This window comes from Erysipelatoclostridium sp. An173 (assembly GCF_963931465.1).
GTDB lineage: Bacteria > Bacillota_I > Bacilli_A > Erysipelotrichales > Coprobacillaceae > Thomasclavelia > Thomasclavelia merdavium.
On sequence record NZ_OZ007017.1, the window covers coordinates 2,609,054 to 2,627,276 of the forward strand.

Below are 18,223 nucleotides of genomic sequence, written 5' to 3' on the forward strand. Positions count from 1 at the left end.
TTGTTTAAATCACTACTTTTTTATATTTAATTTTTCTTACCATCTTAAAGTATATCCTTTTAAAAACAGGTTAAACTAACTTTATAAATAATTAAGTAATACTTAATTATTGTTTAGAAACCTTTAATTTCATTAATAACTCACTATGTTAAAATAGAATCATGAAAAAATTAATTATTATTATATCTTTAATCCTTTTTACTGCTTGTAGCAATACTAATCATAGTAATGCTATTCATCAAGATTTATTCGATCAAATTGATATAAACAGTTATCAAAACATTATGATCGTTGCCCATCCTGATGATGAAACAATCTGGGGCGGTATGCATCTTATCAAGGATAAATATTTAGTAATCTGTTTAACTAATGGTGACAATAAAACTCGTGCTAAGGAGTTTAATGATGTAATTAAACAAACTAAGGGTACGGGAATTATTCTTGACTATCCTGATAAAACAAACGGTAAACGGGACGATTGGAAAAACTCACAAAAAAATATTAAAAACGATCTTAACTATTTGTTACAAAAACAGACATTTTCAAAAATTGTAACTCATAACCCTAGTGGTGAATATGGTCATCAGCATCATAAAATGACTAGTTCTATTGTTACAAATATTGCCAAAGAATTAAACAAAACTAATTGTTTATATTATTTTGGAAAATATTACAAAAAAACTAGTCCAATGTTGTCAATGAAACCTACTTTTAATGAAGAATTGTTGAAACAAAAAAATCAATTACTCTCAATATATTCGTCGCAAGATAAAGTTTGTCAGCATTTACAACATATGAATGCATACGAGAATTGGATTAGTTACCAGGAATGGTACTAATCCTTTTTACTTTTGCAAAAATATTTACTATACTTATTTAAAGGAGGATTTTTATGAAGATCGAAAAAATAACTAACAGTCATATTATTCAATCTATCAACAATTCATTTCCTGCTCTTTTTTTAGCTTTAAATCTAGCTTCAATTTGTCTATTAATAAATAATTTCTCTTCATCTTTACTTGCTAGTAAAATATGTTTGTTGATTATTACTCTCCTACCTTGTTTTATAGCAGTTGTATTAAGTTTCTATCTAACTAATAGAATTGAATATTGTCTATTTGCTTTTATCATCTTAATTATCACTAAACAAAACAACATCATTAGTGCCTATCTTATCGCTATAGTATTATATTATCTAAACTATATTTTTGAAAAATATTTGCTTAATTATCATTTTATTAAAGATTTACCAAAATTTGTTGAGGATTCAGTTAAAAAGATTATCTTAATATTAAGCTTTATTGTAATCACTTTTATCGCCTTACAAATCAAAATAAACTTAGATTGGCTATCTTTATTCGATTTACCGATCACTTGTATCCTAATCATTTTTCTTTACTGCCTGCTTTTTTATTTTGGTTATCATCCAGCTTTATTATTAGCTTTTCTTGGTCCGATTCAATTATTATTTTTAAGCGAAAATATTCAGGCCGCTTTACTTAATTTACCATTAGAACATTTATTTACTCATGGAACGATGTCAGCTTTTGCAAATATGTCTGGTACTGGGGTTACTATTGGTATTATCTTATTATCAAAAAAATTAGCTCCAGGCAGTTTAAAAGCAGCCTGGTTTGGTGTAAATGAAAATGTTATTTTTGGCTTGCCAGTAACAAAAAACAAAAAAGCTTTTTTACCATTTGTTATTGGTGGCACGATCCTTGGCAGTTTTCCATTTGTTTTAATGGCATTAGGCTATTTAAACAAGCCTATTTTTGATGCCCCATATCTAGGTATTTTTATTGAGGGCTTTTTAGTTAACTTTGATTATCGAAGCATCATTGTTAATCTGATCCAAATTGGTGGATCATTACTATTTTGGAAATTTTTATATAGGGAGAATTAAACATGAAATATAACTTTGATCAACTAGTCAATCGAAAAAATACTTACAGCAGCCAATGGGATTATATCGCTGATCGATTTGGTCGTGATGATATTTTACCCTTTTCTATCTCGGATACTGATTTTATCATCCCTAAACCAGTTACAAATGCTTTAAAAGAAGCTACCAAAATGGAAATTTTTGGTTATACGCGTTGGAATCACGATGACTTTAAAAATGCAATTTGTAATTATTTTAAAAAACATTTTAATACTTTAATTAATCCTGACTGGATCATTTATAGTCCATCGGTTATGTATAGTTTATCATTATTAATGTCTTTGCTTACTAACCCAAACGACTATGTTGCGACCTTTTCACCAATGTACCCTGATTTTGAAGATGCGATTATTAATCATCATTTACAGCCAGTTCGTATTAAATTAAATAATAATGGCGGTTATTATACCATCGATTTTAAAGCCGTAGAAGATGCTTTTAAAAAATGTAAAGTCTTCTTACTATGTTCACCTCATAATCCTACTGGCCGAGTTTGGGACAAAGATGAATTATTAAAAATAATTGAATTAGCTAAAAAATATGATGTAAAAATCATCTCTGATGAAATACATATGGACATCGTTTATCATAAAACGCATTATCCAATTGTTTCTTTTTTAGATCAATATTCACAATTATATCTAGTCTCTTCTGGTTCTAAAACCTACAATTATCCAAGTCTTGGTGGTAGTTATGCTTTTATTAGTGATCCTGAGATTAAAAATAACTTTTTAACAATAACTAAACATCGTGATTTTGTAAACTCAGCTAATTATATGGGGATGATGGCATTGATTAGTTCCTACAATGAAGCCAACGATTATCGCCAACAGCTAGTTGCCTACTTAAATGAAAATATGAACATAATTGAAGAATATATTAATAATAATTGTTCACCATTAAAATTTATCAAACCAGAAGCAACTTACTTGGCCTGGATCGACTGTCGCCAATTACCATTTACCAGCAAACAGCTACAACATGCCCTAGTAAACATTGGTAAAGTGGGAATTATGCCTGGCAATACTTATTTTGAAGATGGTTATTTAAGAATGTGCGTTGGCTGTAGTAAAGATAAATTATTAGAAGGCTTAGAGCGATTAAAAATAAGTATTGATTACTTAAACTATAATAAATAAAGCGCTTACTTTTATCATTGAAATAAACATGTTAAAATAGATAAAAATTATATTAATGAGGGGATAGACATGAAAAAATATTGTGGTAAATGTGGTGCTAAATTAAATAAGAAGGAATTATGCCCTAATTGTGATAAACAAGCAATAAGTAAATCAAAGCAAAAATTAAAAAAGTACACAATCCGATTTCTAATATCTTTTTTAGTACTCGTAATATTATTTACGGGAATCACTAGTACTTTAGTTTATTTTGGCATTATTGATTTTCCGATTATTAGTGATGTCATGGAGTATGGTAATATTTTATAATTTATATAAGTATTTATTCAGTAATTGTTTATTAATCAGTAATTATTTATTTTTTGGTTGTATTAAAAAGGAAATTTGTTGGTCAAACCGCAAATTTCTTTTTGCTTTTTATAGGGAGGGAGAAGGATGCGATTAGATAATATCAACAAAACATATCATAATAAATTAAATGATGTTCACATTTTAAAAGATTTAAATTTTACTTTAAATACTGTTGGTTTGACATTTATTATCGGTAAAAGCGGCAACGGTAAAACAACATTATTGAATATTATTGCTGGATATGAAGATTTTGATGGTGGTAAAAGAGTAATAAAAAAAGGAACTAAGATTGCTTATATTTTTCAAACTTATGAGCTGATTAATAATTTGACGGTAGCTGAAAATATTGATCTGTTTGAAAATCTTTATCATATAACTTTTGATAAAAAACAGGAGATTATCGAAATTTTAGGTTTACAAGATATTATGGATCATTATCCTGATGAATGTTCTGGTGGTCAAAAACAGCGTATTGGAATTGTTCGAGCCTTAATGATGGATCCAGAAATCATCATTTGTGATGAACCGACTGAATCTTTAGATATGGAAAATAAACAAAATGTAATGGAACTTTTAACGACGCTTGCAAAAGAAAAGATAGTTTTGTTAGCAAGTCATGAAACAGAACTGATTGAAAAATATCAACCGGCTGTTTATGAAATAATTGATAAAAAACTCCAAAGCAATGATGAAATAGACAATGAAGTAGTAGAAGCTAAAGATGTTTTGTTGCCTAAACCAGATCAAAAATATTTAAAAAAGATAATCAGAAAAGTTCTACATCACAGTTCGATAGTTCAGCTATTTATTATTCTAGTAATTGCTTTAACAGCATTAGTTTCATTGCAAACCTATTTTACAATTTTTAAACCGATAGAATCATTAGAAATTTTAAACAGTTATGAAATATATATTGAAGTAAATAATGATGATGAAGAAAATCCAGTCAGGGTTCCTGGTGAAAGAATCGTTAAGTTTGATAATATTATTCTTGATGGACGTAAATATCGGATAAATGTAGTACCTATAGTTACTAGTAATGAAGAATTAGAATTTTATGGTCAAAAGGAAATAAACGGTAATGAGATTATAATCAATCAAAATGTTGCTAAAATCTTAATGGATAGTCAGGGCGTATCAAAAGAAAAACTGATTGGTCAGGAAATGAATTTAAGTTATAAAATTGATTTCTTTAGTAATGAAGATACTTTTGAGATTGCGGGAATTGTCTATGAAGATGATGTTCAAAATGTATTACAGGTATATTATTCAAATGATTATTTTAAACAGACTCGTAGTATTAGTGAAGATATGGATTATTATGTTTATCATAGTGATTCTAAAAACATCGAAAATGATTATTACCGGTTTTCAAAAAATACACAGTTAGAAACTACGAATTTATTTGTTGAAAATATGGAAAGAATTAATAATGAGATGGGAATTTTTGAATTAGTATTTAAAGCTGTAGTAATTGTAATTTTTACAACTTTGCTTATTTATACGATTTATTCTTTGAAAAAACAATGGCGACAAGTATCAGGAAATTTAGCGATTATAGCTAGTTGTTTAGTACCACTGTCAAAGATTAAAAGCAGTTATATAAAAGAAAAGTTCAAAGAGTTAATTATTATTGATATTGTTTTAATGGGTGAAAGTTTACTTTATTTATTGTTGATAGGAAATCGAGAAATTGAAATTAATGCTGGTGTTATTATAGTATTGAATATTATTTATCTGGTAATGCTTTTAATAAATATAAGAAGTATTAAAGATTATGAAATTGCTACGATCTTAAAAGATGATAAAGATAATTAAATAAATATCCACCGGCCTAGCCGGTGGTTTTACTTATGCGGGCATAGCCCTGCTCCCAAAGCGCATGTCTGAAGACATTCCTTATGCCTTACGGCTACCGCATGCACCTTGTCGTTATTTACCCTTAAAAGGGTCTTCAAAATCCAGAGTTAGTTGTTCCCCTTCTTGATCCTCTTTCAACTGATTTGAGATATACTCCCTAATTTTTTTTTGTATTTTTCCCCACTGTATCTACATAATATCCTCAGCACCAAAATTCTCGATGTCTATACTTATATCTTGCATTCGCCCATCTTTCAAATATGATTTGGCTACTTTTCCCTTTTAGAAATCCCATAAATCCTGAAATACTATATTTTGGTGGTATTTCTATCAGCATATGTACATGATCTATACATACTTCCGCTTCTATTATATTTACTCCCTTCCATTCGCATAATTGTCTTAATATCGCCCCTATTGCGACTCTTCTTTCATCATAAAATGCTTTTCTTCTATACTTTGGTGCAAATACTACATGATATTTGCATCTCCATTTTGTGTGTGATAAACTATGTAAGTCATCTGAATATTGTTTATTCATTTGTCATTCCTCCGTGTTATTTTATTTGCAGTTGGTAGCCACAAGTATATTATAACATGGAGGTTTTTCATTATCACTCCACTAAAGCTTTTATACACCCCCAGCCTAGCTGGGGGTTTTATTGTGTTACAAAAAATGGCAGCTGAGTGATAGCTGTCATTTTTTATTAATTAATCGCAATTATAGAACAACACTTTTTATCTAATAATTTAATATTATAAACCAGCACTTCTTGATCGTAATTATCTTAACAATTTTTCCTTCCACTTAACTACTATAAATAAACAATTGTCAAAGCTACAACAAAATAAATTAAAAACTGCTATTTAACTCTTTTTAATTACATTCTTGATTTTTTCTAGTGATTGTTCTTCTAATAACATTTTAAAAATAAGATCGTAAACTTCTGTTTCTAAATCATTTAAAATGCTACTGTCTTCATTTGGGTATCTCGATTTAAATAATTGGTTAGTTAGATTTCTCTTTTCTTCTTTTTTTCCAATCTTTATTCCTTCATCTTTACCAATTTCTATCCCTTCTTCTTTACCGATTTCTATTCCTTCTTCTTTGCCACGCAAATAATTAGCTTTCATTTCACTATTTTTGGCTTGAATGTTTAATTCCCGATTATATGCTGCCAGCCTTAATTCTTCATCCTGATTGAATCTTTCCATCTTGTCTTTCATTATCCCGATCACCTTCATCTTCTCTAGCCCCATTATATCATCTGTTATTCCATTTGCAAAGATATAGAGCGCCAGCTCCAGTTCGTTGAACTTATCTAATCCCTGATACTGTTTAATTACATTGATATATGGTAATTGGACATAGACTCTCGTCGTTAGATTGTTCTTTTCCAGTTTTCCTTTTTTATTTCGGCTTTGATATGTATCATATAGGGTTAGATTATCACTATCAACATCATTGATAAAGATTATCTGATAGACTGGATTGATGTTTTGATAACGGTCTCCCTTTTTTTCCTGCTGGCTTAACAGTTTAGCTCCATATAATTGAAAACGATGGCGCTGGGTTGTGGTAAAGATTGAATTTTGCATTTCAATATCAATCTGTTTACCTGAGGCTACGGTTACTCTAATATCTAAGATCATATCTTTATCTTCAAGATGGTTACGGCTTAAATCAGGATTTAATACTTTAATATCATGACAGTCGATCTTTAAAATACCTTCAATAAACAGTTTTAATAAATAAAGAGAGTCATGATCTTGATCATTGGCTAAAGAATATTTAAAAAGAACATCACTTTTAAAATCATAAATCTTATTATCTTTCATAAAAACCTCCTTTGTTATTTATATACATTTACAAAAGCGGTTTTTACTTTTATTAATTAAAAAATATATAAATAAAAAAGATAGAAATCAAAATTACTATAATTTCTATCCTGTATTCAATCATCAAAATGCTTTCTAAAATAAATTAAAAACTGCTATTTAACTCTTTTTAATTACATTCTTGATTTTTTCTAGTGATTGTTCTTCTAATAACATTTTAAAAATAAGATCATAAACTTCTGTTTCTAAATCATTTAAAATACTACTGTCTTCATTTGGGTATCTCGATTTAAATAATTGGTTAGTTAGATTTCTCTTTTCTTCTTTTTTTCCAAGCTCTTTTCCAATTTCTATCCCTTCATCTTTACCAAGCTCAATTCCTTCTTCTTTACCGATTTCTATTCCTTCTTCTTTGCCACGCAAATAATTAGCTTTCATTTCACTATTTTTGGCTTGAATGTTTAATTCCCGATTATATGCTGCCAGCCTTAATTCTTCATCCTGATTGAATCTTTCCATCTTGTCTTTCATTATCCCGATCACCTTCATCTTCTCTAGCCCCATTATATCATCTGTTATTCCATTTGCAAAGATATAGAGCGCCAGCTCCAGTTCGTTGAACTTATCTAATCCCTGATACTGTTTAATTACATTGATGTATGGTAATTGGACATAGACTCTCGTCGTTAGATTGTTCTTTTCTAGCTTCCCTTTTTCATTTCGGCTTTGATATGTATCATATAATGTTAGATTATCACTATCAACATCATTGATAAAGATTATCTGATAGACTGGATTGATGTTTTGATAACGGTCTCCCTTTTTTTCCTGCTGGCTTAGTAGTTTAGCTCCATATAACTGAAAACGATGGCGCTGGGTTGTGGTAAAGATTGAATTTTGCATTTCAATATCAATCTGTTTACCTGAGGCTACGGTTACTCTAATATCTAAGATCATATCTTTATCTTCAACATGGTTACGGCTTAAATCGGGATTTAATACTTTAATATCATGACATTCGATCTTTAAAATACCTTCAATAAACAGTTTTAATAAATAAAGAGAGTCATGATCTTGATCATTGGCTAAAGAATATTTAAAAAGAACATCACTTTTAAAATCATAAATCTTCTTACCAGTTTCTTTCATAAAAAACCTCCTTTGTTATTTATATACATTTACAAAAGCGGTTTTTTCTTTTAATAATTAAAAAATATATAAATAATAAAAAAGATAGAAATCAAAATTACTATAATTTCTATCCTTATTCTATTCAATTATCAAATTACTAAAACAATATTAATAATAACTTCTTTCATACTTAGGGAACTTACGGCTTAAAATAATATAAGCAACAATTAAAATAATTCCAATAACTCCTAGTACGATTCCTTCTACTCTTAACATTGATACTGGAATATCAATACTCATATTTAAAACCCGTAGTCCAATTGTAAATTCAATTGCATTTACTACTAGTGGTGCAAAAAGCCCAATTATTATTGCTGAAACAATTGCGGCTACACCGGCATAGATTGACCAGTCATATAATGAACGATTTAATAAACCAATTAATACAATACAAACAATTATTCCAATTATACAGCCAATTCTAACTGCCATACTACTAACTGTTTGATAAGTTTGTAAGAACTCAGTGGTACTAGTAGAACCACTTTGAACAGAATCAACTACTTCATTAATTTTAGTTTGAAGAGCTCCATTTTGATCAGTTAACCGTTCTTGAACAATTTGAATTTGCTCATCAGTAATATCCTGATCAATTACTTGTTCAATTTGAGCAACATTATCAACAAACACCTGTGATAATTGATTCATAATTGAAACAGTATCTACTTGTTCACCATTTAACGTTGCTTCAGTAATTTGATTTAATAGATCATCCGTAAATGAGTTTATAGAACTGCTAGTAGAAATAACTTCTTGAATCTGTTGAATCTGATCATCTGTAACGTTAGGAAAATTTTCCGTTATTACTTGTTGAATTTGATCAGTTGTTTCATTAGCTACAACTGCATTAGATACAGTTTTAGCAGCCATTGATTTTATTGATATATTAATACAAAGCAAAACAACCAAACCAACCATTATGATTGCTAATACTACACTAACAAATTTTTTCATGTTATCACTTCCTTGATAACTTCATTATAATAGCTCTATTAATCCAAGTCAAAATTTTATTGCTACTTACTTAACGCTTCTTTACGATTACTATCTTTAACTATATAAATTGGTCGGGCTTTATTTTCCATATAATCTTTTGATACATACTCTCCTAGTATCGCAATTAACAACATCTGCGTTCCACTTAAAAATAAAATTAAACAAACAATAGTAGTATAACCCCCGACACTATTTCCAAATAATAAAGTAGAGATAGCTGTATATAATGCCAATATTATTGAAGCGACAAATAAAACAATCCCAAATATTCCAGCAATTTTAAGCGGTGCTGTCGAAAAAGAAAACATTCCTTCTAAAGCATAAGAAAACAAACTTTTAAAATTCCATTTTGTTTTACCAGCTGCCCGTTCAACATTATGAAATGGCAGCCACTTAGTTTCAAAACCAACATATGAAAACAAGCCTTTCATATAGCGATTATATTCACGCATTTCAATTATTGAATTAACCATTAAACGACTCATCATTCTAAAATCGCCAGCTCCATCACTCATATCGAGCTTTGATATTTTTTGCATAATTTTATAAAATGTTCGACTTAAAAAATTCCTGATTTTCCCTTCACCTTCACGATCAATTCGCTTACCAGCACAACAATCATAACCTTCTTTACTCACAGCCTGATACATCGGTGCTAACAATTTAGGAGGATGTTGTAAATCCGCATCCATAATGACACAATAATTACCGGTTGATTTTTCCAATCCCGCCAACATTGCTGCTTCTTTACCAAAATTTCTTGAAAAAGAATAATAATCACATCGTTTATCTTTAGCACTAATCATTTTTAATAATTGAATTGTTCGATCATTACTTCCATCATCAATAAAAATGATCTCATAATCAATATTTTCAATTTTTCTTAATTCCTTAGTAACTTCCTGGTGAAACATCGGTAAAACTTCTTCTTCATTATAGCAAGGAACTATTACACTAATTTTGTCCATATCCATGTTCTCCTTTAGATGAAAAAATCTTGAATTTGCATAGTCCATAGTTAGAAACTACTGTGATAACACTAACAAACACTTTAGCTACCATTTCATTTATTCCTAACAGTTGAATAAAAATAAACAATAAACTACTTTCAACAGCTAACGTCATTAAACGTAATACAAAAAACTGATAAGCTTCTTTTTTAGTATCATTAGAACTTTTAAAAACATATTGACGATTAGCCCAATAAGCAAAAATAACAGCACCATACCATGATAAGATATTAGCAATTAACCAGCCTATATTTAGCCATTGAATAGCTATATAATAAATAATAAAATTAACTAGGGTTGTGCAACCACCTACAAAGATATAACTAATTAATTCTTTTAAATCTTTCCTCATTTCTTTCCCTTCTTCCATGCAATAATAATAAAACCAACCCTATTCCACTACCAAATAAACTAATATTTTTAGCTGGTGCTTTAAACGTAATTTCTATTTGATGCTTTCCACTAGATATTTTACTTCCTAAAAATGCTTTATTTACACAAAATGAATCAACCTTTTTACCATCAATAGTAATAATATAACCGTTTTGATAAGGTAAAGAAGTGACCAGGTAACCATCTTTACTTACATCAATACTGCCTTTAACAATCTTATCATCTTGATTATAAACACCGTTTAATTTATCAATTTGACTATTACGATTTTTAATCACATTATAATCAAGACTATATAATTTAATATTTAAAACATCATACCGTCCGGAACTAAACTCTATTTGTAAATCACTTAAAGGTTCATTTTGACTTATTACATATGTAAAATGATTATTTCCGTTTGGATAAGCAGCTGATGAACTTGATAATTTATTTTTAATACCATTAATAGTAATTGAAGTATCCCTAGTTTTTAAATATTTCACTTTATCAATATCAAATTCAATAATCATAATTTGATTTTCAAAATTTTGATTAAGATCTAATTGCAATACACCTTTGCCCTTAGTATTGACCCGATAACCACTTTTTAAAGCTGTTATATGTAAATTAGAACTTTGCTTGTTAATCAGATAATCTAATTTTAATTCTTTTATTTGACTTTGATATTGATTATCACCATTTGCAACAACAACATTATTATAAATAGTATCTAACGTAGCTGGAAAAGCCAGCTCATCAAACTTTTCTTCACTATAAGTATCACTTGTAGCATAAATAATTGGTAAAACATCATTATTTTCATATAAATTATTACCAATTTTTTGATATCCAATAGGTACAATTTCTTCACTATAAATTGTTTTAACCCCCATCATTCCTTGAAAGAAAATATTAGAATTAGACAGTGAAGCAACTCGATTCCTTATTGAAATCGGATTGTTAATAATATCGTAATAAAAATGGTTGTATAAACTGTTATTAACCGAACTATAAATTGATGTCCGTAGTTCATTATTATTAGCAAGATTACTAGTATTTAATGATTGTTTAAAAATATCATATCTAGTACCGTTATCTACTTTAATACCATTTATACTAGAAACTTGTTGATAAGTGTCAGATGATACAAATTCTTCCTGTTTATTAATATTAAAACTCAAGACTAATGGCATGATCATCATTAAATAAAGCGCTTTTTTATTAAATCTTAAATATAAACATACGCTAAAAATAGCAAAAACAATATCAAAAATCACTAGTGGTTTTTGATAAAAAATAACTACTGGTAATAAAATCAATATCCATAGTCGATAATCGATTTTTATCATTAATTCTTCGAACTTACTTAAAGAATATATTGTCACATAAATTAATAACGGAATAAATGGTATCAATATTTTAGGTCGTGAATATAAAAATCCATTTAATCCAAAACAAAATACTGGTATAAAAATCAACAATAATAACCAAATACTTAATTTCCTAATTTCTTTTAGTTTTAAACTTAAAACCAAACCAATCCAGCTTAAATAAGTTAATCCACAACCATAATTATCATAAAGTAACCCTTCCATATTTAAACGTGGTATAAATAAAGATAAAAAATTAATACTACTTCCTTTACTTTGATGATTTTCAAGCATCACATATGCCGTAGGTAATAATAAAACACTACATATTAAAATACCTATCATTACCGGTTTAATAAATGCCCATATATTTTTAAAATTAATCTTCTTTACACAATAACAATAATAACTAAATACGACCACTATGCCTGCAACACTGAAAAAATAGCTATTAACAATCATTAAAACAATCGCAATAATTAACATTAAACTTCGACTATTTTTCAAATAACGATCTATTGCTATTAATGCCATAATCAGCCATGGCATATAATCAACAAACATAATTTGTCGATGACTATGAAATAAAACGGAAGAGCATAGTAACAAAATAGCTCCAATAATACATAAGCTATTATTAAAATTTTTACTTTTTAGCCAAATATAGAGCAAATTAACACTTAATATTAGATTGATAACCATATATATAATTATTATGTCTTTCATAGCTGCGCTAGGAATCAAACAGCCAATCAAGACATCTGGTCGAAACAAACCATAATAAGATAGATTATAAATATTTACTCCGGCGCCAATATTGAAAGCAAAATCGGGGAAAAGTGTTTTGTTTTCTATCATAGTATGACGCAAATAATCAGCCAAATTTACATGCTGACTAAGCCAATCGGTATTTGAGCCAAAAAGATATGAAGAAGGCGTGATGATCATAACCATCACAATTGTTAAAAAGAATAAAAATATAATTGAACATACTAACTGCTTTTTTTTCATTACTATCACCCTTCCGCAAAAAATTATTGCATACATTGCTTAAGAATCTGCTTAATAATATCTAAATATTTCTTAAATTTACCTTAAACAAATTTTTCATCTTTATTATGATGTATAATAGATACGAAAGTTGGTGAATTTATGACAAATAATAAAATATTAATCGTTGATGATAATCCAGAAATTAGAGAGGTCCTTAATGTTTTACTTTCTAGTGAGGGATATGAAGTTATTGAGGCTAAAGATGGCCAAGAAGCAATTGATAAAGCTAACGAAGATATTGATCTTTATATTTTAGATATTATGATGCCTATTGTTAATGGTTATCAGGCTTGTGTTGAAATTAGAAAAAAGTCTAATGCTCCAATCTTGTTTTTAACTGCTAAAGGGCAAGAAAGTGATAAAACCCTAGGTTTTTCTAGTGGTGGTGATGATTATCTTTCTAAACCTTTTTCTTATAATGAATTAACGACTAGGGTTAAAGCGTTATTACGTCGTTATTATGTATATCAAGGAAAAGCTGAACACCAAGAAAAACAAGATGATAATATTGTTTATGAAAATATTGTCATCAATCCAAATAATGAAACAGTATTATTAGATGGGAAACCTGTTGAACTTACATATCTGGAATATCAAATCCTTTATTTATTAGTAAGTAATCGTAAACGAATATTTTCAACTCAAGCTTTATATGAAAGTATTTGGAATGAACCATATTATTATAGTGCTAACAATACGATCATGGTCCATATTCGAAACTTACGTAAAAAAATTGAAGCAGACCCTCAAAATCCTAAAATAATCAAGACGATCTGGGGTAAGGGGTATCGCTGTGATTAAAAAAAATTGTTTAAATAAACTAAGTATCCAGATTTCAGCAGTAATTATCCTTTTTGGCGCTTTAGCTCTCCTTACTTTTAGTTTTCTATATTATAATAAAGATTATTTCTTTAACTTTGTTTTAGATTTAGGTATTATTTCTGACAATACGGAAACTTATGCTACCAAAATTGAAAACAAACTAATTGATAACAATGTTTCTATCAATGATATTAATGCTATTGATGAAATTTTAGGATCTAGTGAAATATATAGTGTCTCTATTTATAATGCAGATGATAATCTTTATATAACCGGTTCTTATGCAACAATTCTTGAAGATTTTATTATTAGTACTACAATCTATGAATCTAAGTCTATCTATGATGTCGAACCATATTATAGTATTTTGGAATTAAAGGATGGTTCTATCGAAATATACACTTACTCATATGCACTAGCAAAATCGGTAATTCCTTATATTAGCTTTGCTGCTATTATTTCGTTGATTATCTTTATATTTCCAACCTTCCTTTTTATTAAACGAGAAGTAAATTATATCGTTAAACTTAAAGACGAAGTAACAATTATGTCTCAAGGCGATTTAGATCATCCAATTACCATTAACGGTAATACTGAAATCGCCGAATTATCAAAACAAATTAATGATCTTAGAATCACTTTAAAAAATAATTTTATAACCGAAGAAACTAATCGGCGTGCTAACTATGAACTAGTTACTGCTTTATCTCACGACCTTAGAACACCACTAACTTCTTTAATGGGATATCTAGATATTATTAGATTTAAAAAATATAAAAATGAACAGCAGTATAATCTATATTTAAATAATTCAATTGATAAAGTTAATCAAATTAATGAACTAGCTAATAAAATGTTTGAATACTTTTTAGTTTTTAGTAAAGAACAAGATACCGAACTTACTAAAATATCATTAGGCGTTATTTATGAATATATTATTGAAAATATTGCTGTTTTAGAAGAAAATGAGTTTACAGTATTAAAACAAATCGAACATAGTGATAATTTCATCTTTGGCAATATTAATCTTCTTAAACGAATTATTAATAATATCTTCTCTAATGTTTCTAAATATGCTAATAAAAATGAGCCTATTAATATTGAATTAATTACTGATGATAATAATTTAAAATTTACTGTTAAAAATACTAAAATTCATACTGTTGATTATATTGAGAGTAATTGCATTGGATTAAAGAGTGTTAAACAAATGATGAAAATTCATGATGGTAATTTGACTATTATTGATGATAAAAGTTACTTTACTATTATAATTACCTTTCCTTTAATAAAGTAATTAGTGTATAATAGTTGCAAATCAAAGAAAAGGAGAATGACATGCAAGTAGTTGCAAAATTTGAAAAAGTATCAAAACAACAATTTATTAACGATTTTCAAGATAGTTTCACAAACTATGATATCGAAGAAATTGAAAAAATTTATGATAATTTAAAATTACCAAAAAGAGCTACGGTTGGCTCTGCTGGTTATGATTTTTATACACCTATTGATTTTACTTTAAAACCACATGAAACAATTAAAATTCCTACTGGTATTAGAGTTATTATTAATGAAGGATGGTTTTTAGCTATTTTCCCTCGTAGTGGATTAGGTTTTAAATATCGTTTACAACTTAATAATACAGTAGGAATAATTGATAGTGATTATTATCATAGTGATAATGAAGGTCATATTTTTATCAAAATTACTAATGATAGTAACGAAGATAAAACAGTTTCTTTAACTGCTGGTCAAGGTTTTGGACAAGGTATCTTTATGCCATTTGGTATTGTCGAAGATGATGATAGCGATGCTATTCGTAATGGTGGTTTTGGTTCAACAACTAAATAGTTTCAATCTCATGTTATAAACATGAGATTTTTTGTTTTTCTTTAAATAATTTATTAAAATATCAAAAAAGTTCGTAAAAATACGGTATTTTTTGTATTTATAATGTTAAAATAATGGTATTTTATGACTAATTTTGTTATTATATCTATGTATTTTAATAAGGAGGGAATAGTATGGATATTTTAAATAAATATTCAAAAAAGAAAACTGTTTATCTTTTAGCAACAGTTTCATCAGGTTTTATTACCGTATTATGGCTACTTTCAAAACTTGGAATTGGTGGTGGCTCTAGCAGTGGGTACGATAGCCTTGATGCATTATCAACAATTGGAACTATGATCACATTGATTCAAATTGTTTTCTATGCACTATTAATTGTAGCTATTGTTACTGCAATCTTGAGTGCTTTTTATTTCTTTAAAAAAGACAAACAAGATTACATTATGTTGGGGGAATTCATTGCATCATGCATTAGTTCAATACTACTTTTATTATCAATGTCTGGTGTAAACTTGGTTTGTAAAGCTATAAGAGCTTATCTTAATCAAGATATAAGTGCCCTTAGTGGTATTAGTGATGCTTCTGCTCTTTCGTCACTTACTAGTATGGCAACAAATCTTGAATATTATCTTTATGTATCAATTGCTGTATTTATTTTAAATATGGTTGTCCTTCTAATCATTAAAAATGTTATTCATATCAATAACTTCCAATATTCTTTAGAAGAAGGTCCATATATAAATAATTACTCATATCAAGGAACAAATAACGGTTCTAACTCTGGTAATTATACTGGTAATAGTGCAAATAATTCTGGTGGTTATCAAAATGCACCTAAATCAAGTTTTGATTTTAAAGCATTTATCAAATCAAAAAATGGTAAAATTACTGTTGGTGTAATTGCTGTTGCTTTGGTTGCCTTTATTGGTTATCAAATTTATGATAATTTCTTTAACTATACTGAAATTGATTTAGCTAAAAATATTACTTGTGAATTTGCTGGTAAAGATGGTGAAGGATATATCACTGATGTCAAAAATGACATTGATTATGATAAAAACAACCAACAATTAGCTGCATTTGTCAACGATACAAGGCTTGATTATGAAACAAGCTATGATCTTTCAAACGGTGATGAAGTAACAATTACTGTTAAATATTCAGAAGAAACTGCAAAAGCAAGCAAAATTAAAGTTACTAATGATTCTAAAACTTTTAAAGTAAAAGGGTTAATCGAAAGATATAAAAATGCAGCAGCATTACCTGATGATTTAATTGAAGAATTAGAATCTGAAGCAAACGATGAAGCTGAAGATCAATTTGATGATGGTTATTCAACAACTTATAACTACTCATTAGATTCAATGTGGTTCGCTAAAGGTGACGACTATGATGGTGCTATTGCTGTTTATAAAGTAGATGCCACTAGAACATCTTCTTGGAACAATGAAGTAACTCAAAATACTTACTATTATGCATTCTATACAAGTACCGAAATTAACTCAGCTTATTTAGATGATGATAACAGTCATTACTGGCATTATACTGTATTAGATGATAGTCAAAGAAATTACTTAACTACTGCTGATGGTGTTGAAGATAGTTTAAAAACTGAATTTGATGATTACAGTATCGAAAAGATTAAATAGTATTAGATTTTGTTAAAAAGAATAAATGTTTAAAAATAAAAGTTCACTCGATATTTAATCCAGTGAACTTTTATTCATATTTAACTTTATTTTCGAACAACACTTATTCTTTCTTGAAGATGATTTCCACTTACAATTTCATCTACCATAGCAATTGCATAGTCAGCATATGAAATAACACTTTCACCTTTTTCATTCAATGTTAATTCTTCGCCACCTAAAATATAAGCTCCAGTTCTTTCACCTTCAGCTTGGAAATCTCCAGCTGGTGAAACATAAGTCCATTTTACATCATAACGTTTTCTTAATTCTTTTAAAGCTTTAGCCATTGCTGAAGCTAATGGCTTAAAGATATCCGGGAAATCTGTTCCATCAGCAACACATAAAGTATGTTCTGGATTAACATATAAGCTTCCAGCTCCACCAACAATACATAATCTAATATCTGTTCCTGATAAAATATCACACAGATGTTTTAATGATGTACTGTGTTGTGGTAAATCTTCTTCAGCCCAGGCACCAAAGGCATCAACAACAACGTCAAAATCTTTTAAATCATCTTTTGTAAGATCATATAAATCTTTTTGAATTACTTTTGTAGCAACAGATTGATTTTCACCTCTTACAACTGCTGTTACATCTAAACCTCTTTCTACTGCTTCTTTAACAATTAATTTACCGGCTTTCCCGTTAGCACATACTACTGCAATTTTCATTGTTATTTCCTCCATTTCTTATTTAATGTAACTTTTATCATTACATCTATAATATA

General features: G+C 28.4%; 16 protein-coding genes and 1 pseudogene. 9 read left to right on the forward strand and 8 right to left on the reverse strand.

All coding sequences use genetic code 11. From position 1 onward, the window contains the following. Window positions 1-161: 161 nt before the first annotated feature. The 5 genes from ABGT36_RS13010 to ABGT36_RS13030 all read left to right on the forward strand — a co-directional run bounded on the left by ABGT36_RS13010 (window position 162) and on the right by ABGT36_RS13030 (window position 5,253). On the forward strand, window positions 162-839 hold the full coding sequence (locus ABGT36_RS13010; RefSeq protein WP_087372576.1) for a PIG-L family deacetylase: 678 nt from the start codon (window positions 162-164) through the stop codon (window positions 837-839). 53 nt (window positions 840-892) lie between these two features. Continuing rightward, the gene (locus tag ABGT36_RS13015) at window positions 893-1,906 is read left to right on the forward strand and encodes a PTS transporter subunit EIIC (protein WP_346678354.1); all 1,014 of its coding nucleotides are present in this window, start codon (window positions 893-895) and stop codon (window positions 1,904-1,906) included. A 2-nt stretch (window positions 1,907-1,908) separates the two neighbouring features. Next, the gene (locus tag ABGT36_RS13020; protein WP_300630637.1) at window positions 1,909-3,084 is read left to right on the forward strand and encodes a MalY/PatB family protein; all 1,176 of its coding nucleotides are present in this window, start codon (window positions 1,909-1,911) and stop codon (window positions 3,082-3,084) included. Between the two features lie 69 nt (window positions 3,085-3,153). After that, complete coding sequence (locus tag ABGT36_RS13025; RefSeq protein WP_346678355.1) at window positions 3,154-3,393, forward strand: hypothetical protein; 240 nt, start codon at window positions 3,154-3,156, stop codon at window positions 3,391-3,393. 126 nt (window positions 3,394-3,519) lie between these two features. Continuing rightward, window positions 3,520-5,253: an ABC transporter ATP-binding protein gene (locus ABGT36_RS13030; RefSeq protein ID WP_346678357.1), complete on the forward strand. Its 1,734-nt coding sequence runs from the start codon at window positions 3,520-3,522 to the stop codon at window positions 5,251-5,253. Window positions 5,254-5,367: 114 nt separating this feature from the next. Here ABGT36_RS13030 and tnpA read toward each other — a convergent pair. The 7 genes and pseudogenes from tnpA to ABGT36_RS13065 form a co-directional block, all read right to left on the reverse strand. Beyond that, window positions 5,368-5,836 (reverse strand): annotated as a pseudogene (gene tnpA, locus ABGT36_RS13035) (IS200/IS605 family transposase). 326 nt (window positions 5,837-6,162) lie between these two features. After that, entirely contained in the window at window positions 6,163-7,134 is a 972-nt protein-coding gene (locus ABGT36_RS13040; RefSeq protein WP_346678359.1) for an Rpn family recombination-promoting nuclease/putative transposase, read from the reverse strand. A 159-nt stretch (window positions 7,135-7,293) separates the two neighbouring features. Then, the gene (locus ABGT36_RS13045) at window positions 7,294-8,283 is read right to left on the reverse strand and encodes a PD-(D/E)XK nuclease family transposase (protein WP_346678361.1); all 990 of its coding nucleotides are present in this window, start codon (window positions 8,281-8,283) and stop codon (window positions 7,294-7,296) included. A 150-nt stretch (window positions 8,284-8,433) separates the two neighbouring features. After that, window positions 8,434-9,279, reverse strand: a complete 846-nt coding sequence (locus ABGT36_RS13050; RefSeq protein ID WP_346678362.1) for a hypothetical protein — start codon at window positions 9,277-9,279, stop codon at window positions 8,434-8,436. Window positions 9,280-9,341: 62 nt separating this feature from the next. Then, entirely contained in the window at window positions 9,342-10,289 is a 948-nt protein-coding gene (locus ABGT36_RS13055; protein ID WP_087374877.1) for a glycosyltransferase family 2 protein, read from the reverse strand. Further along, a complete protein-coding gene (locus tag ABGT36_RS13060; protein WP_296884224.1) occupies window positions 10,276-10,683 on the reverse strand; it encodes a GtrA family protein in 408 nt (135 codons plus the stop codon). Before ABGT36_RS13060 ends, ABGT36_RS13055 begins: the two co-directional genes overlap by 14 nt. After that, window positions 10,655-13,087: a YfhO family protein gene (locus tag ABGT36_RS13065; protein ID WP_346678365.1), complete on the reverse strand. Its 2,433-nt coding sequence runs from the start codon at window positions 13,085-13,087 to the stop codon at window positions 10,655-10,657. The genes ABGT36_RS13060 and ABGT36_RS13065 overlap by 29 nt, the downstream gene beginning before the upstream one ends. A 141-nt stretch (window positions 13,088-13,228) precedes the next feature. Between ABGT36_RS13065 and ABGT36_RS13070 the strand changes: the two genes are divergently transcribed. From ABGT36_RS13070 to ABGT36_RS13085, 4 genes are all read left to right on the forward strand, one after another. Beyond that, window positions 13,229-13,930 (forward strand): response regulator transcription factor, encoded by a 702-nt coding sequence (locus tag ABGT36_RS13070; protein ID WP_087298665.1) that lies wholly within the window; start codon window positions 13,229-13,231, stop codon window positions 13,928-13,930. Beyond that, window positions 13,923-15,248, forward strand: a complete 1,326-nt coding sequence (locus ABGT36_RS13075; RefSeq protein WP_346678367.1) for a HAMP domain-containing sensor histidine kinase — start codon at window positions 13,923-13,925, stop codon at window positions 15,246-15,248. Before ABGT36_RS13070 ends, ABGT36_RS13075 begins: the two co-directional genes overlap by 8 nt. A gap of 41 nt (window positions 15,249-15,289) precedes the next feature. Beyond that, window positions 15,290-15,802 (forward strand): dUTP diphosphatase, encoded by a 513-nt coding sequence (locus ABGT36_RS13080; protein ID WP_087298666.1) that lies wholly within the window; start codon window positions 15,290-15,292, stop codon window positions 15,800-15,802. 173 nt (window positions 15,803-15,975) lie between these two features. Then, entirely contained in the window at window positions 15,976-17,451 is a 1,476-nt protein-coding gene (locus tag ABGT36_RS13085) for a hypothetical protein (RefSeq protein ID WP_346678369.1), read from the forward strand. 86 nt (window positions 17,452-17,537) lie between these two features. On the opposite strand, the gene ABGT36_RS13090 is transcribed toward ABGT36_RS13085, so the two are convergent. Beyond that, a complete protein-coding gene (locus ABGT36_RS13090; RefSeq protein ID WP_346678371.1) occupies window positions 17,538-18,167 on the reverse strand; it encodes an NAD(P)-dependent oxidoreductase in 630 nt (209 codons plus the stop codon). Between the last annotated feature and the right edge of the window lie 56 nt (window positions 18,168-18,223).